Here is a 24162-nt window from a genome sequence, read left to right as displayed (position 1 = left end):
TGCCTATATAACACATTTATAAAAATATTTTCGTAGATGGTCTATGAAGAGTCAGTCCTTTAAAAATTTTCCTTCATTGAAAGCTGTTGTAAAGCAGCGGGAAAAGACGCGGTTGTTAATGATTCTACTGTGCGTTTTTATTATGTTAATTGCGGCAAGTCTCATTATGTATGCAATGCGTAATACGGTAAGTTTTTTCCGAATGCCGTCTGAAATTACAAGAGAAGATATTTTAATGGGGCGCCCTTTGCGTTTAGGTGGTTTTGTCGAAAAAGGAACAGTAGAATATATTGGCGGGATGAAAGTTACTTTTTTTGTAACTGATAATGCAAAACGCGAAAAAGTGATTTTCAATGGTATATTGCCAGATCTTTTTCGTGAAGGACAAGGTGTTATTGTAGAAGGATATTTTGATAAGCAAGGACTTTTTATTGGTACGCGCGTTTTAGCAAAGCACGATGAAACTTATATGTCTAAAAAAACAGCTGACTGTTTAAAAAAGCTCTATGGTATGGAAGGGCAATTTGACTGTGCTCGTTGAACTAGGTCATATTTTTTTAGCTGCAGCGTTTGCAATAAGTTTTCTACAGGTAATTTTATCCATTTTTGGTGTTTTGCGGGGATCATACATGTTAACGCAGGTAGGGATTCCGTTGACATATATCACCTTTATATTGGTGTTATTATCTTTTTTAATTCTTGTTTATTCTCATACGATGTCTGATTTTTCTGTTCTGAATGTTGTTAAGAATAGTCATTCAGAAAAGCCTATGCTTTATAAAATTACAGGCGTTTGGGGGAATCACGAAGGATCCATGTTATTATGGGTTTTAAGTCTCGCTTTTTTTAGTACATTGATGGCGTTTTTTGGTGAACAATTACCAGAACAATTTAAGACATTAGTTTTAAGCTGTCAAAGTTTGATTACAAGCGCTTTTCTTTTCTTTATTCTTTTTGTATCTAATCCGTTTTTACGTGTTCACCCACCAGCATTGCAGGGAAATGATCTCAATCCTCTTTTACAGGATATTGCTTTAGCAATTCATCCGCCACTTCTTTATTTGGGTTATGTTGGTTTTTCTATTTGTTTTTCTTTTGCAATAGCTGCATTGGTTATAGGGCATATCGATAAATTTTGGGCGCGTTGGGTTCGTCCTTGGCTTCTTCTTTCTTGGATTTTTTTGACACTGGGTATTATGGTTGGATCCTATTGGGCTTATTATGAGCTAGGATGGGGTGGTTATTGGTTTTGGGATCCAGTTGAAAATGTTGCATTTATGCCATGGCTTTCAGGAACGGCTTTTTTGCATTCTGCTCTTGTTCTTGAAAAACGGGAAACATTGAAAAACTGGACATTATTTTTAGCTCTCCTTACTTTTTCTCTTTCTCTTATAGGAACTTTTCTTGTTCGTTCAGGTCTTTTAACTTCTGTTCATAGCTTTGCTGTTGATCCAGCACGTGGGCAGGCAATTCTTGCTATTCTATTCTTTTTCACGGGAGGGGCTTTTCTTCTTTTTGCTTTGCGAGTACCTAATTTAAAAGCGAGTATATTATTTCCGCCAATTTCACGTGAAGGTTTTATTGTTTTAAATAATTTATTGCTCACAACAATAACAGTAACAGTGTTGATTGGCACGCTCTACCCTTATTTTATTGAGGCATTTACTGGGCAAAAAATTTCTGTAGGTGCTGCCTTTTTTAATCTTACCTGTGGACCTTTAATGATATTACTGTTGTTGTTGGTTCCATTTGGATCAATGATGGCGTGGAAACGTGGTGATTTTCTCGCAGTTTTTGAACGATTGTGGTTTGTTTTGGCATTAGTTTGCGTAGTTTGCTTTATAACATTTTATGTAACGTCTTTTCGTGATATCTTTGCAGTTTTAGGAATTGGACTTTCGGCTTTTGTTTTTTTAGGAAGTTTAGCTGATCTTTGGAGGAAGAGTGGACATCACAAGATAGCTTTGTTTGTGCGGGTTAAGAGATTTGTTGGATTGCCGTGGTCAGTTTTTGGTGCTGCAATGGCACATATGGGATTAAGTGTTACGCTGTTTGGGATTGTCTGTGTTGCGACTTTTACGCAAGAGCGTATTTTAACCATGGACATAGGAGATATGGTTACGATAGCAGATAAAACAGTTCGCTTTGACAAAGTACAAAAAGATGCAGGCTCAAATTATTCTGCAATCAAGTTTAATTTTGCAATATATGAGAATAAAAATGCAGTACGCAATGTAATGGCATCAAAGCGATTTTATTCAAGTCAAAATACATCAACAACGGAGGTGGGTATTCAAAATCATGGCTTATCTCAATTGTATATTGTACCAGGACGTATAAACGATCAAGGACTTGCTGTACATATTTGGTGGAAGCCTTACGTGATTTGTGTTTGGTTAGGCGCATTAATGATGGCTATGGGCGGATGTTTTTCTCTTTTTGGTTATTGGTTTCGTGTTGAGTTGCCTCAACGGATGGTCTCCTGCTTTAAATTTATCAAAAAGGCATTGAGATGAAAAAGACGCTATTTGGGATTTGGCTTTTTTTAGTTGCTATTTTTTCTCTGTCGTTAGCCAGTGCAGTAGAGCCAGATGAAGTTTTAAAAGATCCAATCCTTGAATCGCGTGCGCGTGATATTTCATCACATTTGCGTTGTCCAGTTTGTCAAAATCAATCAATTGACGATTCAGATGCTTCACTTGCACGTGATTTACGGCTTTTGATCCGTGAACGGTTAAAAATGGGTGATAGCAATCAGGAGGTGACTGATTTTCTTGTTGAGCGATATGGCGAATTTATTCTATTGAAGCCACCTTTTAATAAAACAACATGGTTTTTGTGGTTATCACCTTTGATAATTATGATCATTGGTATAAGTACCATCTTTTTCAGCGTAAGGCGGTAATACGAATACGAAAAGCAATCACTTTAGGTGTTTAATGAGGAACAATACTCCAAAATATCGCTAGGTTAAAATAAATATTTAATAGAGAAAAAGCTTGCTGCGTTTAAATCAACACTTTAGTTTTTTATAATTATAACTGCTGTATTTAATCTTACAAAATTTTAATAATTTAGACAGAAAATGGTAAGGTCTGCTATTTTATAACTATGTGCAATCAAGATAATATTACTGAATAGGAGCACATATAGAATGGTTAAAAAAACTTTTTTTTCAACATTAGTCGCAGTAAGCTTTTCTGTTGCGTTGGAAGGTACACTGTTTTTTAGTGGGTGGGGATCAAGTTTGTGGGTGACGGCAGCTCATGCAAATTCTGTGGTTACTCCGTTACAGCAACAGGGGGGGGGATTTGCAGATATTGTTTCTCAGGTAAAGCCTGCTGTTGTTTCAGTGCAAGTGAAGAGCGATAAAAAGAAAGAAGTGTGGTCTTGGGGTGATTTCTTTAATGGTCCAGGTCTTGACCAAATTCCAGATCAACATCCCTTTAAATGGTTTTTTAAAGAATTTTATGAGCGTAATAGACCAGATAACAGATCATTGCAGCGTTTGCGTAGACCTCGTCCTATAGCTTTTGGATCAGGCTTTTTTGTTTCGTCTGATGGCTATATTGTAACTAATAATCACGTAATTTCTGACGGGACAAGTTATTCTGTTGTTTTGGATGACGGGACAGAACTGAATGCAAAACTCGTTGGGACGGATCCGCGGACTGATCTTGCAGTATTAAAAGTGGATGAAAAAAGAAAATTTCCGTATGTTGATTTTGGTGATGATGAAAAGCTTCGCATTGGTGATTGGGTTGTTGCTATTGGTAATCCTTTTGGTCTTGGTGGAACTGTGACAGCGGGCATTGTTTCAGCACGTGGACGTGATATTGGTGCTGGTGTTGAGGATGATTTTATTCAGATTGATGCTGCTGTTAATCGGGGAAATTCTGGTGGTCCAACTTTTGATCTGAATGGAAAGGTTATTGGGGTTAATACAGCAATTTATTCTCCTTCTGGGGGAAACATTGGAATTGCATTTGCGATTCCAGCAACGACGGCAAAACAGATTGTGCAACAACTTATTAAAAAAGGTTCAGTTCTGCGTGGTTGGCTTGGGGTTCAGATTCAGCCTGTGACGAAAGAAATGTCTAATGCGGTTGGTTTGAAAGAGGCAAAAGGTGCTTTAGTAAGTGATCCATTAAAGGGACCAGCAAAAAAGGCTGGAGTTAAGGCAGGTGATGTGATCGTTTCAATAAATAATGAAAAGATTGCTGATGTTCGTGATTTAGCAAAGCGTATTGCAAGTTGTGAACCAGGAGAAACAGTAACTTTAGGTGTTTGGAGATCTGGTAAAGAGGAAAGTATTAAGGTTAAACTCGACACAATGCCTGAAGATGCAGGTGCGAAAGAGAATTCAAAATATTCAAGTGGACGCGATGCTGCAGATGAAGTATTGGAAGATTATGGCTTAACTATTTCTCCTTCTGATGATGGTTTAGGGGTGGTCGTAACTAATGTAGATTCAGATTCAGATGCCGCATATCAGGGAATACGCCCCGGTGATGTTATCGTGGCAGTTCATTATAAACCTATTAAAAAAGTATCTGATATTACTGATGCGATCAAGAATGCACAAAAGCTAGGACAAAATTATATAGCCTTATACGTGCAAACAAAAGATCGCTACCTTTATGTAGCTCTTCCAATTTTCAAAAAATAATATTTTTAAAAAATAGGACAGAGGTTTTATAAACCTTTGTCCTATAATTCCATTTTATAAAATAACGGAGATGCGTTTTATGAAGATACTCGTTATCGAAGATGATCGTGAGACGGGGCGTTATCTCGAAAAAGCTTTTTTAGAAGCAGGACATTCGGCTGATGTTGCATATGATGGCGATACGGGGTATATGTTAGCTGAAACAGAAAGTTATGATGTAATGGTTGTTGATCGGATGCTTTTGCATCGTGATGGTCTTTCTATTATTGCTGAATTGCGTGCTAAAGGCAATAAAACACCAGTTCTTATTCTTTCTGCTTTGGGGCAGGTGAATGATCGTGTAACGGGTTTGCGTGCAGGGGGTGATGATTATTTGACGAAGCCTTATGCCTTTTCTGAACTTCTTGCTCGTGTTGAAGTGTTGCAGCGGCGTAATAATCCTAAAGGGGCGGAGACCATTTATCGTGTAGGAAACCTTGAACTCAATCGGTTAGCACATACAGTAAAACGTGGTAACAGGAATATCACATTACAACCACGGGAGTTTCGTTTACTGGAATATTTGATGCGATATGCTGGTCAAGTTGTGACACGCACTATGCTTTTGGAAAATGTTTGGGATTACCATTTTGATCCGCAAACAAACGTAATTGATGTTCATATTTCTCGTTTAAGAGCAAAAATTGAAAAAGATTTTGATGTTCCTCTTCTCCATACTGTACGTGGGGCTGGATACATGCTGAAAGCAGCAGATAACAAAATATGAATCGTTTAATCAATATAATGCGTACAACTGCGTTGAGACTTTCGGCGCTTTATATTTTGCTGTTTGGATTAGTTGCAACAGGACTTTCTATTTATATGACGGCATTTTCTGCTTCATTGTTAACGGAGCAGACTGAACAAGCTCTGTATGAAGAGTTAAAATATATTGAAAATACTTATAAATATGGTGGACTACCTTTATTGATGCGTACGATTGATTATCGTTCACGACAACCAGGAGCTTTTCTTTATCTTGTTACTGATCCTATGGGACGCATTTTAGCAGGGAATGTTGCACGTATTGAAATTGGCGTTTTAAGCAATAATGGTGTTCTTTTGAATTCTTTCTTATATTCGCGTTTTGGAGAACGTGGAAAAAAAAGTGAACATCGCGCTCTTGCCGTTATTGTTGACTTACCAAATGCTATGAAAATTCTTATAGGGCGAGATTTAGATGAGCCAGAACGTTTTGCAATGGTTATTCGTAAAGCTGTGATGATTGCTCTTGCAGCGATGGTTGGGGGAGCTTTATTAATATGGTTTTTTGTTGGTAGACGAGCATTACAAAGGATTGATCATGTAACAGCTGCATCTCAGCGTTTAATGGAGGGTGATTTCAGTGGGCGTTTACCTGTTTCTGGAGTGGGTGATGAATTTGACCGATTGTCGGCTAATCTTAATGTTATGTTAGATCGCATTGAAGAATTAAATATTGGTTTGCAGCAAGTATCGGATAATATTGCTCATGATCTTAAGACACCGCTAACGCGTCTTAGGAATCGTGCTGAAGAAGCGCTTTCAGGGAAAAAGACAGAGCTTGAATATCGACAAGCACTTGATGGTGTCATTGTTGAGTCCGATCAGCTTATTCGTACTTTTAATGCTATTTTAATGATTTCGCGCATTGAAGCGAGCAGTGCGATTGAGCATCTTGAGACTATGAATATGAAGGTAATTCTTGAAGATGCTGTTGAGCTTTATGAACCTTTTGCTGAAGAATCAGGAGTTTTGCTTCGGTTAGGGAATACATTTGATAGAGAGCTGAAATTGAATCGTGAGCTTATTGCACAATCAATTTTTAATCTTATTGATAATGCGATTAAATATGCGTCTAATGACAAAGGAAAAGCTGAGGTTTGCCTATCAATGGAATACCGTGGGAAGCATTTGATGGTAGTTGTTCGTGATAATGGTCGAGGAATTGCAGCAGATAAATGTGAAAAAGTAACAGAACGATTTGTTCGCCTTGAAGAAAGTCGTACACAGCCTGGTTTTGGTATTGGTTTAAGTATAGCAAAGGCTGTGATGAAGCTTCATGGAGGTGAGCTTTTACTTGAAAATGCAAATCCAGGGCTTAGAGCTGTTTTATTGTTTCCTTAAAGGGTGGGTTCTTCATTTGACTCCTTTTACATATAGCGCATATTTTTTCTGGGTCTTATGCAATAAAATGGAAAATGATTTTTCAAGGGAGTGGAGATGAAAAGTGCTTTTTTAAAAACACAACTTCTTCCTTTACGTCCTCTTGATGAGAGTGGTTTTCAATGGTTGAAAGACATTGAAGAACAGGCAAAGAAAGAAAATTTAGAATCGCTTGTTGCTTATATTGCAAATAAAGGAAAGCAGGTTGATTTTATAAGTGCAGTTATGACCTTATCGCCTTTTTTGCGCGGGGTGTTAATTGCTAATCCGTCATATCTTAGCCCCTTATTGAATGTTGATATAGAAACAAGGCTAAGTGAAATTATAGACGATATTGCGCTCATCGATAAAAATGAATCTATTCATGAAGCTTTCTTGATGGCAGCTTTAAGACGTAAAAAACGGGAAGCACATACTTTAATTGCTTTAGCTGATTTAAGTGGTGTTTTTACTTACGAAGTTTCATGTTCTTGGCTGACCCGTTTGGGTGAAGTTGCATTAAGCGTGGCATTGCGCTTTCTTTTGAGAGAAGCATATGACCAGGGTAAAATAAACCTATCTAGCCGTGATGATCCAGAAAAAGACTGCGGTTTAATCATTTTAGCTATGGGCAAATTAGGTGCAGAAGAACTTAATTATTCTTCTGATATTGATTTGATTGTTTTCATTGATGAAATGTCACCTCATATTGTTAATCTTTATGAGAGTATCGATGTTTTTTCTAAAATGGTACGTCGATTGATCCGTATTATTCAAGAACGTACTGCAGAAGGGTATGTTTTTCGTCTTGATTTTCGGCTTCGACCAGATCCAAGCTCAACTCCTTTAGCATTGCCAGTAAGGGCTGCGTTACGTTATTATGAGGGACGTGGTCAAAATTGGGAACGAGCAGCTATGATTAAGGCACGTCCCGTAGCTGGTGATAAAAAAGCAGGCTTTAACGTTCTCAAAGAGCTTTCTCCTTATATATGGCGAAAATATTTAGATTACGCTGCTATTGCTGATATCCATTCGATAAAACGTCAAATTCACGCATATAAAAATTATGGTAAAATTGCAGCTTATGGTCATAATGTAAAGCTGGGGCGGGGCGGTATTCGTGAAATTGAATTTTTTGTTCAAACACAACAATTAATTGCTGGTGGACGTTTTCCCCAATTACGTGGGCGTCAGACAGTTGCAATGTTGGCAAAACTTCATACTCTCGGTTGGATCAGTGAGAAAACGAGAGATAGCCTTATAAAAAGTTATGCTTTTTTACGGAATGTTGAACATCGTATTCAGATGCTTGCAGATGAACAGACGCATCTTTTACCAAGCGATGTTTCTCAATTCAAAAGTGTTGCATATTTGATGGGGTATCAGGAAAATAGCTGTTTTATTCGCGATTTATTAAAAACGCTTCGAGTTGTTGAAAAGCATTATGCAGCACTGTTTGAAAACGAGCAAGAACTCGGGTTAGAAATTGGCAATTTAGTCTTTACAGGGGAAGAAGATGATCCAGAGACATTAATAACATTAAGCCATTTAGGTTTTGAAAGAGCAAGTGATATTTGTCGTATTATGCGGACATTACATTGTGGGCGTTACAAAGTTACCCAATCTTCTGAAGCACGTGAAAGATTAACGGAATTGACACCAGCGCTTTTGAAAGCCTTTGGCGCCACCAAACGAGCAGATGAAGCAATGTTATGTTTTGATAGCTTTTTACAAGGCTTACCTTCAGGGATTCAGTTGTTTAGCCTATTGCAGTCTAATCCATCTCTTTTGGATATGTTAGTGCTTATCATGGGAGCTGCTCCGCGCCTTGCAGAAATTATTACACGTAAACCACATGTTTTTGATGGGATGTTGGATTCAACAATTTTTTCAGAAGTACCAACAGAAGCTTATCTGGAAAGCCGGCTTGAATATTTTCTTGAAAATATAACTTCTTATGAAGAAACTCTTGATCATTTAAGAATTTTTGCTGATGAGCAACGTTTTTTGATTGGGATTCGAATTTTAAACGATACAATTGCAGGAAATAAAGCAGGTTTTGCGTTCACTGCGCTTGCTGACCTTATGATAAAAAAAACGTTTTCTGTGGTTCAAAAAGAATTTGCTCTTTTTCATGGAAATATTAAAGGAGGGCGTGTTGGCATACTGGGTATGGGTAAACTCGGAAGTCGTGAATTAACTGCTGGTTCAGATGTTGACCTTATTGTACTTTATGAACATGATGAGGATGCAGAAATATCTGATGGAGAAAAACCTCTTTATATTTCTCAATATTATACTCGTTTAACACAACGTTTTGTCGCTGCTTTATCAACTCTTACAAGTCAAGGTATCCTTTATGCAGCTGATTTAAGATTGCGTCCATTAGGGAATAAAGGTCCTGTTGCTGTTTCTTTTCAATTTTTTAAAAAATACTATTGCGAAGACGCATGGATATGGGAACACCTTGCTTTAACACGAGCGCGGGGGATAGCTGGGGATCAGGATTTTTTGCAAAAATTAGAAAATGAGGTTTGTGCAATTATTGCCGTTCCTCGTGATAAGAAGAGAGTTGCAAAAGAAGTGTGCGAAATGCGTACTTTGATTGAAAAAGAAAAACCGTCAGGAAATCTATGGGATTTGAAAACTATGTCTGGTGGTATCATGGATCTTGAGTTCATTGCTCAATATGCTCTTATTACTCATGCAACTGCATTTCAAATTGGAGCGACTACAGAAGATATTTTGGCTCACTTACCGAACAGTTTTCTCAGCCAGTCATGTATTTCTGATTTACATCGTGCTTATAGTTTATATACAAATTTGAGCCAAATTATACGACTCTGCTTAAACGATACCCTCAATCCTAATGATATGCCACCTAGGTTAAGTGATCTTTTATTAAACAGTATTGGGGAGCCTGATTTACTTCGTGTAGAAAATTTAATTAAGGAAGTGGGGCAATCGGTACGCTCAATTTTTACACAGGTCATGAAACATTGAAGTTGTTATAATTTTAACTCTATAGACTTTTGGGTATGAGAGTGAAGGTATTGATTCAATTGGAAAGCGTTTTTATTGATAAAATAGTAATTTTACCGCAATTATGTGTATTTTCACTCATTTTTTGATTTGTCATGTTAATTTTTGAATATTTTATTCTCGTTATGTATTTTATTGGAACAGATGGTTAAAGTTATTTTTGGTTGATTTTTATTGCTGGTTGGGGTTGTTTTTATGGTAGATCAGCATGTTTAGTATTATGATTTATTCAAAAAATTAAATTGTATTTTTTTCTCCCTTTAAGGGTATATAATATTCATTGTTTTTCTAAGCCAATATATAATAATAAATAGTGCTACAACGCATGTTGGTATAGAGAAGCATCAAGTTAGAGAGCTTCATGTTTTCAAAGTTTCTATAGATTTTTTCAAAAAAGAAACAAGTATCAGCACTTTTATTACATCAGTTTAGACAAAATGTCACAAAATTTATAGGAAACATATTATTTGTTATTGCACTAAACATGAGAGCATATTTTGCAAGGTGAGATAAAAATCTTTATCGATTACGTTCGCAAATGTAGTTTTCTTTCAATAATTAATATGACATTACTTGTGTATACCTAAGTAATATTAAGATATTCTCATAAAAGTTGATAATAATGATAACTTTTTTGGAAAAGATATAAGTTTAAATAATTTTTAATTGAAATTTTATTTTTTTTATAACTGTGTCATTTTTACTATAGATTTTTTCAAAAAAATATGAAACCATTTTTTATCATATGTTTATATGTGTCACATGAGCTTTTAGGGGAGCAATTATGACTACAAAATATTTAATCACAACATCCATTTTTGCTTTAATTTCACTATCTGTAGCGCAGGCATCAGAGGATACATTCTTTGAGCCAACAGCGCCTGTAGTTACAGTTCCAGCTTTTTCATGGACAGGGTTTTACCTTGGGGGCCAAATTGGTGGTCTTTCAGGGAAGACTTCCTTGAATTATTTAGGAGATGGAAATACAAGGAGAGTGAACTCAATTAAAAAGGAAAGTTTACCTCAACTTTCTGGTTTTGTAGGTGGCATTTATGCAGGATCTAATGTTGATATCGAGCATGGTTTTATTATAGGGATTGATACAGATATAATGTGGTCGGATAAAAAGGATACAAAAGCTATTAATGCGATATCAATAAATCTAAGAAAAATAGAGCAGAGTGATCGGGAGGAAAGGGAGAAAGAAGAGGAATATCATGACGAGGATTTAGTGGCGTTTCCTGGAGCTATGCGCTATACTTTAAAACAAAAGTGGTTTGGTGCTACGCGTGTGCGCGTTGGTTTTTCTGCTAATCGTGTGATGCCTTATGTTGCAGGGGGTATTGCTTATACACAGCTTCGAAATGTCTATAAAAAATCGGATAAAAACAGACGTAATTTAATTGATTTTGCTGATTTCTTTTATGATGAAAAAAAGACGATGGTTGGTTATACTTTGGGAGGTGGTGTTGATTTTGCAATGGCTGATAATATGATTATGCGCGCAGAATATCGCTATTCAGATTTTGGTAAAAAAAAGTTTGCACATGATAAAATGGAAGTTGGCTACAAAACTAATGATTTTCGCGTTGGTATAGCTTACAAATTCTAATTTATTGTAGGGTTAAATTTTTTATTAAAAGTCTCATTTTCGAATGAGGCTTTTATATTTTGATTATCTCATTATGTGCTGTAAAATACTGTGCTGAAAAAAGTGTAAGAAAAATAAAGCTAATTGTTTTTAATTTATCTCTCTCAGTAAATTTTTTTCTGCTCTCGTGTGCAATTAATATATTGGCATTGCAGAAAGTGATGTATGTGTTAAGCGAAAATTTGAGATAATATTATATTTTAAAATATGCCAAATTGAATATAGTCGCGAGTCCTTTTGGGGCATCAAGAGCAAGAAATATCATTGCAGTAAAAATGGTGTTTTATTTTTTTAAGATTTACTTTGTTGAATTGGCATTGTAATGACCACAGTTGTACCTCTCATTTCTTGAGAAGTAATTTCAAGTTTTCCTTTGTGTAACTCCAATAGTGAACGTGAGATAGCCAACCCAAGGCCAGAGCCAGTATGCGTTTTAGTAAATTGATTTTCAACTTGTTCAAAAGGTTGTCCTAGTTTTTTGATTGCTGATTGAGGAATACCAACGCCTGTATCTTTAATTTTAAAAACAAGATTGTTTTTTTTGTGGAATGCACAGACATCAATATTACCGCCAGAAGGTGTAAATTTAACAGCATTAGAGATGAGGTTAAGAAAAATCTGCCTCATAGCACGGCAATCAACTTCGGCATGCAGTTCTGGAGCAATATTAGTTGTAACAGAAATATTTTTTTCTTGAGCTTGTGGTGTTAGTGTCCGTACTGCTTCACTGATGATAGGTTCGAGATCGATATTTTTACAATCAAGGGTAAATCTTCCAGCTTCAATTTTAGACATATCAAGGATATCATTGATAAGGGTTAGAAGATGGGTTCCCGAGTTATAAATATCATGCATATATTCTTTATAGCGTTGTGAGCCAAGAGGACCAAAAGTGGATTGCAACATGATGTCTGAAAATCCGAGAATAGCATTAAGTGGAGTGCGTAATTCGTGTGACATATTGGCTAAAAATTCTGATTTAGCTTTGTTAGCGCTTTCTGCGCGCTCTTTTTCTGCTTTAAGACTTTTATTCAGTTTTTCAACTTCTGTTGCTCGTTGCTGGGCATTCCCTCGTGCTCGTTTGAGCTCTTGAATGAAAGAAAAAAGGCGTCTTTCACTGTCTTCAAATTTTTCTTGTTGTTGTTTAAGCTCAGAAATGTCTGTACCAGTGCAAACAAGTCCTCCATCTTGTGTGCGTCGTTCATTAATTTTGAGCCAACAGCCGTCTGCAGTTTGACGAATACTGGTTAAATTACCAAAACCATCGTCTTTGAGAGGATATTCACTAATTGCAGGGCGAGCCATAGCTTCGACTGTTGCACGTTCGATACCTGATTGTAGAACCTGTTTGGGAATGGCTGCATATTCGCAAAATTTGCTGTTGGACATGACTAAACGTCCTTCTGAATCCCACAATACAAAAGATTCTGAAATGTTTTCAATAGCATCGCGGATACGAAGATCGGCTTGTGCTGTTTGTTCAGCTAATTGGCGCTGCTCACTGATATCGAAAGAAATCCCAACCAAATGGGGTTCTTCTTCTTCAGTAACTTCGGCACGAATACGCATCCATACATAATGACCATCGGCGTGACGCATGGGAACGTTAATATCAATGTGCTTTTTTTTACCGTTCATTAATTCTTGTGCAAGATCAAAAAAATTTGCATCATTTGGATCAATAATCGCGGTAATTTGGGAAATTGATAACAGTGCATCTTGAGGCACATAGCCGAGCATTTCATACATTGCTCGCGACCAATAGACACGTCCATTCGCCATATTCCAATCCCAAAGTCCACAACGTCCACGCATCATTGCCATATCAATGCGGTTTTGAATTTTTTCTGAAATTATATCTGTATTGCGTGCTCGTACAATCTGATTGTAATAAGCATAAAGGAGAGCCAAAATAACACCCGTAGTTCCTATGAACAAAGTCATGTTTAATGAGAAAATTTTGTGCCATTCTGCGTAGGTGTGTTGTATTTTTTCACTGACGAATACACCATATTGTCCATTTTTTGTCTGACTAAATGAAGCAAAAGCAGGGTCATTATTCCCTATTGTGATTTGCATTGTACCAGCATGTTGTCCAAGAGATTGTAAAACAGCACTTTCAGAGGTAAAGTCTTGTAAGGGTTTTCCTAAAATTATTTCTGAGCTGGATGATGCGAGGACGTTACCCTTTTGATCTACTATAGCGATAACAGTGCTGGTATTGATAAGACCTTGGTTATAAAAATCAATAAGAATATTTTGCAAATGATTATGAGGAAGAACAGCAGCTTTTTCTTTCGGAGTGGTAGAAAGTAAGTCATGATCAATTATACTGCTAATATGAGCAGCTAAGAGAGTAATTGTAGAGCGCGTGTTTTTATCAATTGTATGGCGCCAATCATAAGCGAGCATGAAACGCACTGCTGCTAGCACAACAAGGAATATAACAATTATAATTGGGATAAAGCGCCGTAGCCAAGGCTCAATAAATAAAATTTTTTGATATGTTGAACCAGAAAGCAGTAGGCTGATGTGCGCTGTTCGCATTTTGCGATTTTGATCCCTCGGTTCTGAGGCAGTACGCACTTTTGTTGGCGCATTATATGCGTCCAATTTAGCCATTTCTAATTCCTCTAGCTATGAAATAATGTGACTAAAACTGCTTTGGTATTTACAATACCTCCAATAAGTGTAGTGAATCAAAACAGGAGTCTTCTGTCCAGTCTTTTTTTTAGAAAAAGTAATTTTACCTTTATGAGCAACGACGTATAAAAAGAAATCTTCACATTGCCCATAAATAGGCTTTTATTTCCTATTTATGGGCTTAGCGTTATTGAAGAGCTTATTTATGTTATTGCAAAAAATTATAATATATTGATTATAAACATTTTTTAAGAAAGTATGCGCTTAATTATATCTGCCACATCGCTTGACAATTGAGGAGCCACTGCGATTGTTTTTAATGCAGTTTCAAGTTTTTGTTGCCTAATAGGTTCTAATTGTCGCCAAGAGCGCATCATTGTTAGTAATCGTGAAGCAAGTTGTGGATTTTTTTTATCAATTTCTAAAATGATTTGGCAAAGAAAATGATAAGATGCACCATCAATTCTGTTAAAAGCTGTTAAATTATTAGATGCAAAGATACCAATCAAGGCACGTACACGATTGGGGTTATCTTTTGAAAAAAGTGGATGCTGCATGAGTTTTTGAATCTTGTCAAGCGTTGATGCTCCCGCAACCATTGCTTGAATAGAAAACCATTTATCCATAACCAGTGGATCATGCCGATAACGATTTTCAAAATTATTTAAGGCATTTTGTGTTTGTTCACTTTCGTTAAAATGTTTTACTAAAATGGTTATACTAGCTATACGATCAGTCATATTATTAGCCATTGCATACTGTGTTGCAGCACGCTCTGGTGTGGCTTCAGCAATGGAAAGATAGTCTAATATAATATTCCGTAATGCTCGTTTTCCAGTTTGCACAGTGTTTGGTGAATAGGGATCTTCTATTTGCATCTGGGCATAAATATTGGTTAAAAGCTCTTGGTGGGTATGCGCGATAGAAGCTAAAAATTGATTGCGTACATGATAAATGCGATCTGGATCAATATTTTTACCAATTATGTGGGCAAGCTCAACTTCGCTGGGTAAACTTAAACAAAATGCACGAAACTCAGGCTCAAGACTTTCATTTGTAATAATGGTTTCAATCAATTCTAGCAAAGTAGAGGGCATAGCATCTTTTGCGAGTGTTGTATCTTGAATGGCTTGAGTTAGGGCGTGCATCATCAAATGGTTAAGCGATTGCCAACGATTGATTTGATTGCTATCATTTTTTGCAAGAAAAATAAGTTCACTTTCATTGAAGGGGGTTTGCAGAGTGATAGGTGCAGAAAAATCTCTGAGAAGTGATAAAACAGGTTTTTCGTGTAGTCCCCTTAATGTGAATGTTTGGTTTTCTTTAGAGAGAAGCATAACATCTGATTGAATGTTTGTATCAGCTTCATAAGTCAGGGGTTCTCCGTTGCTTCCTAAGAGACCAAATGCGATAGGGATAAGCATAGGCTTTTTTGTATTTTGTTGCGGTGTTGCTGGCACATGTTGCTTTGCATGAATTGTGAGAACACCATCGCTATAATGGCTGTCGATTTCCACATTAGGTGTGCCTGCTTGTTCATACCACAGCATGAATTGTGAAAAGTCTCGACCAGAGACTTCAGCAAAACAGGCGATAAAATCTTCAATTGTGCAAGCTTGTCCGTCATGACGTTGAAAATAGAGATCCATACCTTCACGAAACAAGACGGAGCCCAAAATAGTATGTACCATACGGACGATTTCTGCTCCTTTTTCATAGACAGTCGTGGTATAAAAATTATTAATTTGACTATATTGACGAGGGCGTACAGGATGAGCAAGTGGTCCTGCATCTTCGGAAAATTGCGTAGCTTTCAGTGTTCTTATATTTTCAATGCGTTGTAGACTGCGGACATTTTGATCTGAGGAAAATTCTTGATCACGATAAACTGTTAATCCTTCTTTTAAACAGAGTTGAAACCAATCACGGCAGGTAATGCGATTACCAGTCCAATTGTGGAAATACTCATGTGCAATAACACGTTCAATATTTCTATAATCATGATCGGTTGCTGTTTCAGGATCTGCAAGAACATATTTATCATTAAAAATATTGAGCCCTTTATTTTCCATTGCGCCCATATTAAAGTCGGAAACAGCGACAATATTGAAAACATCAAGGTCATATTCACGCCCAAAATGTTGCTCATCCCAATGCATGGAACGTTTGAGTGCATCCATTGCATAAACTGCTCGTCCAGTTTTCCCCTTTTCTACATAAATGCCAAGTGTGATCTTTCGACCAGACATAGTGATAAAATGATCCTCCAGTTTATCAAGATTTCCACCAACTAAAGCAAAGAGGTAGGATGGTTTTGGATGAGGATCTTCCCAAATGGCAAAATGATGATTTTCATCAAGAACTCCTGTTTTTACAAGGTTACCATTGGAAAGCAAAATAGGGGTTGTTTGAGAATTTGCTTCAATTTTTACTGTATAGGTGGAAAGTACATCTGGGCGGTCGTAGAAATAAGTGATACGACGAAACCCTTCTGCTTCGCATTGTGTGCAATAAACACCGTTTGAAAGATAGAGTCCCATGAGTTGACGATTACTTTCAGGATTAATTTCCGTGACCAATTGTAATGTAAAAGGAGCTATTGGTGGAGTTGTAATTTCAAGACGTGAAGGAGTGCTTGTATAAGCGTCTTTGGTCAATGTTTCACCATTAATAGCAACAGAAATTAATGTAAGATTATCACCAGAAAGTACAAGAGGCGTTATCTCTTTTGTATTTTGACGCGCTTCAATGAATAATGTTGCTGTTACATGGGTTTTTGTTGGTTCTAAACGAAAGTGAAGTTCTGTTTTAGGGATAGCGTAGGGGGTTGGTTGGTAATCTTCTAAATGATAAATAGGTGTTGTTAGTTGTTCCATAATTTTTCCTAACTATATTCAAGATTATAAATGCTCAAAAAAGTAATTTATATTTTTAAGTGAAGTAATATTAAAGAATTATGATAGATTATTTAAGTAATTTTTAACTTCTAAAAAATCCATCCATGTGAGCTTTTTTTGACTGGGAGTTCGTAAAAGATAAGCGGGATGAAAGGTAGGCATGACAAGTATTTTTACTTCATCTTCTCCTGTATAGGTAAGCCACTTTCCCCTTGTTCGGATAATTCCGTTTTGAGTTCCAGTAAGAAATTGTGTAGCAACTCCTCCTAGTGCTATAAGGACACGAGGATTAGCGAGTTGAATATGTCGTTCAACAAAAGGACGACATAAGGCAACTTCTCTTGGTGTTGGTGTGCGATTTCCTGGTGGACGCCATGGAATAGTATTGGTTATATAAACATTTTGTCTTGTGAGTCCGATTGACGCTAGTATTTTATTAAGCAATATACCTGCTTTCCCTACGAAGGGAATGCCTTGCATATCTTCTTCTCGTCCTGGTGCCTCTCCAATGAGCATCAGTGGGCTTCCTGCTGTTCCATCTGCAAAACAGGTATTCTTTGCTGTCAGTTTTAATGAGCAGCCATTAAAAGCGAGGAGAGCAGATTTTAATTCATCAAGTGTATGAGTATTTTTTGCTATCTCTACGGCTGAAAGTGTATGTTGTGTGATATCAGAGTGAGGTAGTGGAGATTCATGTTGCTTGGTGGTTGGTGGTACTCGTTGGTGATGAGGAATATCAATAATCTGTTTTAACTTTTTGTCTGAAGAAACAGTTTGATCAAAGCGGTCAATGGGTGCATCAGTTAGCACGCCATCAGCACCACTTTCTTTATAGAAGTTTAGAAGTTCTTCATATGAGATTGAGTACTGAGATTGGTTTGACATTGTGTGTTTTCTGATAATCTATTCATTAACGAATAAACCAGATGAAATTATTCTTCAAGCTTTATGATGTTCTTATTGTTTAACCTCTATATAAGAACATTGTTAAAAGCATGGTGTTAGGAGTAACGTAATGTTAATTTAGCGTTCTTTACAGTGGTTTAAAAATAATGTGTGAGTGTATGCTTTTGCTTTTTTTACGGCTGAAATTATAGATTCATTGAATGCTAAGTGTGCTGCAATAGCACTTGATAGGATGCAACCTGTTCCACGCATTGTTCCTGCTAAGCGTGGCGCAGAAATATTTATTATCTCATTTTTATCAATTAAGCTATCGGTTGCAAGAGAGCCATTTGTGTGTCCACCTTTTATCAATATATAACGCGGACCAAATGACAAAAGTTTTTTTGCTTGTTCTATTGCTTCTTCATGATGAAATGCTAATGGGTTTTGGCTGAGAAGGGCGAGTTCTTCTATATTAGGTGTTAAAAGATCAATGTGAGGAAGCAATTTATTAATCATGGTTTCTATGATTGTTTCCGTTGTCAGTTTTCCTCCTGATGAGGCAACAAGTACAGGATCCAAAATAACTGGAATATGAGAATAATCTTTTAGGACATTACAAATTTCTTCTATAATTTCTTGAGTTCCTATCATACCAATTTTTATTGCGCTTATTGGATGAGCTTCTAGAGCTACACGCATTTGTGCGGCAACAAGTTTTCCATTCATTGGAACAATTTCAACAACGCGACGATCATCTTGTACGTTAACGCAGGTAATTGCTAAATTTGCTTTTATTTGAAAATATGTTGCTGTTTCTATATCACGAACAATTCCAGCTCCTCCTGTTGGGTCAGTTCCTGCAATGATAAGAATAGAAGGTATCAACGCCATGTTTGTGTTACCTTTATCCACTGTTGGACACGCTCTTCAGGTTTTTTATGGAGGATAACGTCTGTCACAACAGCGGCACTGTTTGCTCCTGCTTTTAAAACATCAACGGCACGTTCTGGTGTTAAACCACCAATGCCAACTAAAGGTAAAGAACCAATTCGTTTTCTCCATTGCTTAATTTTTTCTAGCCCTTGCGGCATCCATTTCATTTTTTTTAATATTGTTGGATAAATAGGACCAAGTGCAATATACTCGGGATTAACAGATATTGCGTTATCTAATTCATGTTCATCGTGTGTGCTAAGGCCAAGTTTTATACCGTTTTTACGAATTGCAGGAAGATCAGCATTTTGTAAATCCTCTTGCCCTAGATGAATAAAATTGCATTTTTCATCAATTGCTATCGTCCAATGATCATTGATAATCAATTGTGCTCCCAATTTATCACATATATTTTTTGCTCGCTTGATATGTTGACTAATTATTTTGGGGGGTTCATTTTTTATACGCAATTGTACAAGTTTGATTCCAAGAGGAACTAAACGTTCAATCCAATCAGCATTATCAACAATGAGATAAAATGGATCCAGTTTCATGAAAATACTGCTTTTCCAATGATTGGTGTTGAAGGAACCGCTACATTGCGCGCTTCGAGAATGCCTGCTTTATATCCCATACGTCCTGCCTGAATAGCTTTAGAAAATGCTTCAGCCATTAAGACAGGATCATTTGCTTTAGCAACTGCTGTATTAAGGAGTACTGCGTCATAACCGAGTTCCATAGCAATGGTAGCATGCGATGGACGACCAATACCAGCATCGATAACAAGAGTAATATCAGGAAGGTAAGCGCGGATAGAGCGCAATCCATCAGTATTATGAGGGCCTTTGGCAGATCCAATAGGGGCACACCAAGGCATAATGACACGACAGCCGACGTCTACGAGCTTTTCAGCAACAATGAGATCATCTGTTGTATAGGCAAAGACTTTAAAACCTTCATTATTTAAAATTTTTGCCGCTTCTATTAAGGAAAAAACATTTGGTTGTAAGGTATCTGGATTTCCGATAACTTCAAGTTTAATCCAAGTAGTTTTAAAAAGATCTCGTGCTAATTGAGCAGTTATCACAGCTTCTTTAACAGTGTAACAACCCGCGGTATTGGGAAGTACTGTTACATCAAGTTCTGTAAGAAATTGCCAAAATTGTCCGCTTTGTTTTCCTCCTGCGGTTTCTCGGCGCAATGAGGCAGTCACAATTTCTGTACCAGATTTATGAATAGCATCACGAAGAACTGCCAGTGAAGGATATTGAGCTGTACCTAACATAAGACGAGAAGAAAATGTACGTCCATAAAGATTCAGCATAGTTTAGCCTCCTTGCATTGGGCTTAAAATTTCAATTTTATCTCCTTCATGTAAGATAAATCGGTCTCGTGCATCTATGGGAATAACTTCAGTATTAACAGCAGTTGCTAGCCAATTTCCTTCATAACCCAATTCTTCAAGCAATAAATTGAGATAGACAGCTTCTGTTTGGATTGCTTCACCATTGACAAATATTTGCATGCTTTACTCCAATGCCAATTTCATTGCTCGTTTTGCCATTTCTGGAGATAAAAGAAAACCATGTCTGTAAAATCCATTCACAAAAATTTGATTACCATATTTATGCACATAAGGAAAGTTATCAGGATAGCATGGTCGTATACCAACACCAGTTTCGATAATTTCTGCTTCGGCAAAAGCTGGATGTAAGGTGTAGGCGGCGTTGAGTAATTCCATCATTGATCTTGCTGAGATGGCACCATTGAAGTCACTTTCAATCATTGTAGCGCCAATCATGAAAATGTTATCTTGTCGAGGTACAATGTAAAGTGGGATACGTGGGTGGAGAAGGCGAATTGGCCGAGAAATTTTAATATCTGTACTCCGTACTAGCAGCATTTCACCGCGGACACCCCGTATGTTTTTATCTTTTCCTAAACGTGCTATTCCTGTCACGTCAATGACAATATCAAAACTGGTTTCAGATGTTTCTGTACCAACAAAAGATGCTCCATTCTTTATGAGGTTTTCTTTTAAAGTGATAAGCGCTTTGCGAGGATCAATATGCGCTTCACTTTCATAAAAGAGTGCACAGTTAAAACGTTCTGCGAGATCTGGTTCAAGGCGCGTTATTTCTACACCATTTATCATTTTGTGATTATGTGTGCGCATTGAAAATCGTTCAAGCTCGACCATATCCCGTATAGGCGCGACAACTAAAGTCCCTTTTTGTATTACGAGATTAGGAAGAGTTTTGCGCCACCATTGTATAGCTTGTATACCAAGGTCTTCAACAATTTGTTCAGTATTTTCTCTTTCACAATAAGGTGCAAGCATCCCTCCTGCATACCAACTAGCAGTTCCTACAGGAGAGTGAGGTGGAGACGATACAGTAACAGAAATACCTTTTTGTTGTAGCATAAAGGCGACTGTTAAACCGCCTACACCTGCACCTTTGATAAGAATATTCTTCAACTGTTTACTATCTTTTTTTGAGTAGGAATAGCTTCTATATAAAGATCACCATTCTTTTGATATTTCTCGGCCATGGCAACCATACCTTCATCTTTTGTCTTTTTTGCTGCTGCATCACGAATATCATGAGAAATACGCATGGAACAGAATTTTGGTCCACACATAGAACAAAAATGCACCAATTTATGGGCTTCTTTAGGCATTGTTTCATCATGAAAAGTGCATGCTGTTTCTGGATCAAGAGAGAGATTGAATTGGTCATGCCATCGAAAGTCAAATCGTGCACGCGATAGAGCATCATCACGCAGTTGTGCTCTGGGCAAACCTTTAGCAAGATCTGCAGCATGAGCAGCAATTTTATAAGTGATCACGCCAGTTTTTACGTCATTTTTATCAGGAAGTCCTAAATGTTCTTTAGGTGTTACATAGCATAACATAGCAGTTCCAAACCACCCAATCATAGCGGCACCAATTGCTGATGTAATATGGTCATATCCAGGAGCTATATCGGTTGTCAGTGGTCCTAAAGTATAAAAAGGTGCTTCATGGCAAAGATCTAATTGTTTGTCCATATTTTCTTTAATTTTATGCATCGGGACGTGACCAGGTCCTTCAATCATAACCTGTACATCTTTTTCCCAAGCAATTTTTGTCAATTCTCCCAAAGTCTTAAGTTCGGCAAATTGAGCCTCATCATTGGCATCGGCAATGGAGCCTGGGCGCAGTCCATCTCCTAATGAAAGAGAGATATCATACATGCGTGCAATATCACAAATTTCATCAAAATGCTCATATAAAAAACTTTCTTTGTGATGATGCAGACACCATTTTGCCATAATAGAACCACCTCGTGAAACGATACCCGTTGTACGATCAATGGTCAAAGGAATAAAGGGTAATCTTAGTCCTGCATGAATGGTAAAATAATCAACACCCTGTTCTGCTTGTTCAATGAGGGTATCACGGAAAATATCCCATGTTAAGTTTTCAGCAATACCTTGTACTTTTTCGAGTGCTTGATAAATGGGAACGGTTCCAATAGGAACTGGGGAATTCCGAATAATCCATTCACGAATGTTATGAATTCCTCGACCTGTTGAGAGATCCATAACTGTATCTGCTCCCCAGCGAATGGCCCAAACCATTTTATCAACTTCTTCTTCCATAGATGAAGTAACTGCTGAATTGCCAATATTCGCATTAATTTTAACACGAAAATTACGCCCAATAATCATTGGTTCACATTCTGGATGATTAATGTTTTGGGGAATAATGGCACGTCCGCAGGCAATTTCATTGCGAACAAATTCTGCAGTGTAAATTTCTGGAATTGATCCATCAAATACTTCACTTGGTTGCATTTTTTGCTGGTCTTGTATTGCTAGTCCTTCATTTTCTCGTATAGCAACATATTCCATTTCTGCGGTAATAATGCCTGCGCGTGCATAAGCCATCTGTGTAATTGATTTACCATTTTTGGCTCGTAAAATATCCCGTTTTTGTTCAAAGGTTGGTGTAGGGTTTTTATCATAGGCGAAACCATTATCTTCAGGTTTCACTGTTCGTGCAGGATAAGGTTCAGTATCAGCACGTTTAGAGAGCCAAGATGAGCTAATGGCGGGCAAGCCTTTTGTAATATCAATGATTATATCTTGATCTGTGTAAGGACCAGAAGTATCATAGGTATTTAAAGGTTTTTCACCACTACCATCTGCCAGTGAAATTTCACGGAATGGTACGCGCACATCAGAAAAGAGAGGGCTCTGTTGATAAATTTTGCGTGAAGCGGGAAAGGGGTTGCAATTGATTGATGAAGTATTTTTTTGCACAAACTTTTTCCTTATAGCCACAGAGTTCAAAAACAGGTTGTGATGTTAACGAGGATGTATTGAAATTATCAATTTTACATATGCTTGAGTTCGGCGGCACATGTAATGCTGCTTTTACACAAGAACGCATTTAGTAAATGCTCAAGAAATTTTATTGAAAAAACCAATGCAAAATTTTTAAGAATATTTGCATTATACCCCCCTTTAAAGCACTTTTATTAGCATATACATGGTTGGCTTAAATACTTATATTGTCAATCGCAAAGATACATTTTTAACGATTTTAGTAAGTTTTTTAAAAAATTAAAGTGTGTATTATGATAGGCAATTCTCTATAAGATTGAGGGTATAGTGATAATAAAATCAATAAAATCAATAATTTCTTTCAACAAAGAGAGATTTGAAGCTTGTTACTTCTCTTAAATTTTTGCGCCTCATTTTTCACTTTTTTGTAGCTTTTTAGTTGATTCGATAACGAGTTTTTGCAATTAATACTCCTTGTTTGTATGAAGAAATGCCATATTATCTTCTACTGATCTAAAAAATGTTTTGAGTTGTGAAACTGCTGTACCTACACTTATATTGCGTGTTTTACTGAAAAAATTTTTTAATCTTTGTGCCAATTTTTTGATATCTTTTGGGTTGCACATCTTATAAAAGTTGGAGCAAAGCTTTCTTTTAAATAGGTGAGCGTATAGCTGTAAAAAATTTATGATATTGCAAAAGCAATGTTCACTCTTTTGCAAGAGGAAACAAGATGTATAGAGAATGATTTAGTTGCTTCTTTTGCTTTTTGAGACAACAATTTATAACCAAAATATTGTCAAAATACCAAGAGCTAACAAAATAACGGTTGTTATTGTGAATCAATATACAGAAATTTAAAATGCCAAAATAAATCTGATTAAAATAGGACAGATATGACGACAGTGATTTGATCATGAATGCAAAAAAACAAAAATAGTAAG

Annotated in this window: 17 protein-coding genes; 8 read left to right on the top strand and 9 right to left on the bottom strand. The window is 36.9% G+C overall.

Features of this window, described 5'->3' with window-relative positions:
- The first annotated feature begins 43 nt into the window (after positions 1–43).
- From ccmE to ACMFKV_RS03360, 8 genes are all read left to right on the top strand, one after another.
- Entirely contained in the window at positions 44–541 is a 498-nt protein-coding gene (gene ccmE, locus ACMFKV_RS03395; RefSeq protein WP_336287919.1) for a cytochrome c maturation protein CcmE, read from the top strand.
- Positions 531–2516 carry a heme lyase CcmF/NrfE family subunit gene (locus tag ACMFKV_RS03390; RefSeq protein WP_413154560.1) on the top strand — a complete coding sequence of 662 codons (1986 nt, stop codon included), beginning with the start codon at positions 531–533 and terminating at the stop codon, positions 2514–2516. Before ccmE ends, ACMFKV_RS03390 begins: the two co-directional genes overlap by 11 nt.
- Positions 2513–2905, top strand: a complete 393-nt coding sequence (locus ACMFKV_RS03385) for a cytochrome c-type biogenesis protein (protein ID WP_336287918.1) — start codon at positions 2513–2515, stop codon at positions 2903–2905. Before ACMFKV_RS03390 ends, ACMFKV_RS03385 begins: the two co-directional genes overlap by 4 nt.
- A gap of 249 nt (positions 2906–3154) precedes the next feature.
- The gene (locus ACMFKV_RS03380) at positions 3155–4669 is read left to right on the top strand and encodes a Do family serine endopeptidase (RefSeq protein ID WP_413154495.1); all 1515 of its coding nucleotides are present in this window, start codon (positions 3155–3157) and stop codon (positions 4667–4669) included.
- A gap of 79 nt (positions 4670–4748) precedes the next feature.
- Positions 4749–5435 (top strand): response regulator transcription factor, encoded by a 687-nt coding sequence (locus tag ACMFKV_RS03375; protein ID WP_332060321.1) that lies wholly within the window; start codon positions 4749–4751, stop codon positions 5433–5435.
- Positions 5432–6814 carry a sensor histidine kinase gene (locus tag ACMFKV_RS03370; RefSeq protein WP_336287916.1) on the top strand — a complete coding sequence of 461 codons (1383 nt, stop codon included), beginning with the start codon at positions 5432–5434 and terminating at the stop codon, positions 6812–6814. The genes ACMFKV_RS03375 and ACMFKV_RS03370 overlap by 4 nt, the downstream gene beginning before the upstream one ends.
- Before the next feature lie 96 nt (positions 6815–6910).
- Complete coding sequence (locus ACMFKV_RS03365) at positions 6911–9835, top strand: bifunctional [glutamine synthetase] adenylyltransferase/[glutamine synthetase]-adenylyl-L-tyrosine phosphorylase (RefSeq protein WP_336287915.1); 2925 nt, start codon at positions 6911–6913, stop codon at positions 9833–9835.
- A gap of 823 nt (positions 9836–10658) precedes the next feature.
- A complete protein-coding gene (locus ACMFKV_RS03360; protein ID WP_413154494.1) occupies positions 10659–11486 on the top strand; it encodes an outer membrane protein in 828 nt (275 codons plus the stop codon).
- Positions 11487–11816: 330 nt separating this feature from the next.
- Here the strand turns inward: ACMFKV_RS03360 and ACMFKV_RS03355 are convergent, their stop codons facing one another.
- From ACMFKV_RS03355 to thiC, 9 genes are all read right to left on the bottom strand, one after another.
- Positions 11817–14147: an ATP-binding protein gene (locus tag ACMFKV_RS03355; RefSeq protein ID WP_413154493.1), complete on the bottom strand. Its 2331-nt coding sequence runs from the start codon at positions 14145–14147 to the stop codon at positions 11817–11819.
- Positions 14148–14416: 269 nt separating this feature from the next.
- Positions 14417–17044 (bottom strand): aminopeptidase N, encoded by a 2628-nt coding sequence (gene pepN, locus ACMFKV_RS03350; protein WP_336287912.1) that lies wholly within the window; start codon positions 17042–17044, stop codon positions 14417–14419.
- A 78-nt stretch (positions 17045–17122) separates the two neighbouring features.
- Positions 17123–17950 carry a uracil-DNA glycosylase gene (locus ACMFKV_RS03345; protein ID WP_413154492.1) on the bottom strand — a complete coding sequence of 276 codons (828 nt, stop codon included), beginning with the start codon at positions 17948–17950 and terminating at the stop codon, positions 17123–17125.
- Between the two features lie 138 nt (positions 17951–18088).
- Complete coding sequence (locus ACMFKV_RS03340) at positions 18089–18844, bottom strand: hydroxymethylpyrimidine/phosphomethylpyrimidine kinase (RefSeq protein ID WP_413154491.1); 756 nt, start codon at positions 18842–18844, stop codon at positions 18089–18091.
- Positions 18835–19440, bottom strand: coding sequence for a thiamine phosphate synthase (locus tag ACMFKV_RS03335; RefSeq protein WP_336287909.1), 606 nt, complete (start codon positions 19438–19440; stop codon positions 18835–18837). Before ACMFKV_RS03335 ends, ACMFKV_RS03340 begins: the two co-directional genes overlap by 10 nt.
- On the bottom strand, positions 19437–20210 hold the full coding sequence (locus ACMFKV_RS03330; protein WP_413154490.1) for a thiazole synthase: 774 nt from the start codon (positions 20208–20210) through the stop codon (positions 19437–19439). Before ACMFKV_RS03330 ends, ACMFKV_RS03335 begins: the two co-directional genes overlap by 4 nt.
- A 3-nt stretch (positions 20211–20213) precedes the next feature.
- Positions 20214–20411 carry a sulfur carrier protein ThiS gene (gene thiS, locus ACMFKV_RS03325; RefSeq protein ID WP_336287907.1) on the bottom strand — a complete coding sequence of 66 codons (198 nt, stop codon included), beginning with the start codon at positions 20409–20411 and terminating at the stop codon, positions 20214–20216.
- Between the two features lie 3 nt (positions 20412–20414).
- Entirely contained in the window at positions 20415–21365 is a 951-nt protein-coding gene (locus tag ACMFKV_RS03320; RefSeq protein WP_336287906.1) for an FAD-dependent oxidoreductase, read from the bottom strand.
- Complete coding sequence (gene thiC / locus ACMFKV_RS03315) at positions 21362–23194, bottom strand: phosphomethylpyrimidine synthase ThiC (protein WP_413154489.1); 1833 nt, start codon at positions 23192–23194, stop codon at positions 21362–21364. The genes ACMFKV_RS03320 and thiC overlap by 4 nt, the downstream gene beginning before the upstream one ends.
- Positions 23195–24162 lie beyond the last annotated feature (968 nt).

It is taken from the genome of Bartonella propinqua (assembly GCF_047263965.1).
Lineage (GTDB): Bacteria > Pseudomonadota > Alphaproteobacteria > Rhizobiales > Rhizobiaceae > Bartonella.
The sequence above is the reverse complement of the archived record's forward strand: the minus strand, read 5'-3'. Positions and strand labels throughout refer to the sequence as shown.

Coding starts and splice junctions, on each gene's coding strand:
- ccmE (WP_336287919.1), top strand. CDS start 44: ATGAAGAGTCAGTCCTTTAAAAATTTTCCTTCATTGAAAGCTGTTGTA.
- ACMFKV_RS03385 (WP_336287918.1), top strand. CDS start 2,513: ATGAAAAAGACGCTATTTGGGATTTGGCTTTTTTTAGTTGCTATTTTT.
- ACMFKV_RS03380 (WP_413154495.1), top strand. CDS start 3,155: ATGGTTAAAAAAACTTTTTTTTCAACATTAGTCGCAGTAAGCTTTTCT.
- ACMFKV_RS03375 (WP_332060321.1), top strand. CDS start 4,749: ATGAAGATACTCGTTATCGAAGATGATCGTGAGACGGGGCGTTATCTC.
- ACMFKV_RS03370 (WP_336287916.1), top strand. CDS start 5,432: ATGAATCGTTTAATCAATATAATGCGTACAACTGCGTTGAGACTTTCG.
- ACMFKV_RS03365 (WP_336287915.1), top strand. CDS start 6,911: ATGAAAAGTGCTTTTTTAAAAACACAACTTCTTCCTTTACGTCCTCTT.
- ACMFKV_RS03360 (WP_413154494.1), top strand. CDS start 10,659: ATGACTACAAAATATTTAATCACAACATCCATTTTTGCTTTAATTTCA.
- ACMFKV_RS03355 (WP_413154493.1), bottom strand. CDS start 14,147: ATGGCTAAATTGGACGCATATAATGCGCCAACAAAAGTGCGTACTGCC.
- pepN (WP_336287912.1), bottom strand. CDS start 17,044: ATGGAACAACTAACAACACCTATTTATCATTTAGAAGATTACCAACCA.
- ACMFKV_RS03345 (WP_413154492.1), bottom strand. CDS start 17,950: ATGTCAAACCAATCTCAGTACTCAATCTCATATGAAGAACTTCTAAAC.
- ACMFKV_RS03340 (WP_413154491.1), bottom strand. CDS start 18,844: ATGGCGTTGATACCTTCTATTCTTATCATTGCAGGAACTGACCCAACA.
- ACMFKV_RS03335 (WP_336287909.1), bottom strand. CDS start 19,440: ATGAAACTGGATCCATTTTATCTCATTGTTGATAATGCTGATTGGATT.
- ACMFKV_RS03330 (WP_413154490.1), bottom strand. CDS start 20,210: ATGCTGAATCTTTATGGACGTACATTTTCTTCTCGTCTTATGTTAGGT.
- thiS (WP_336287907.1), bottom strand. CDS start 20,411: ATGCAAATATTTGTCAATGGTGAAGCAATCCAAACAGAAGCTGTCTAT.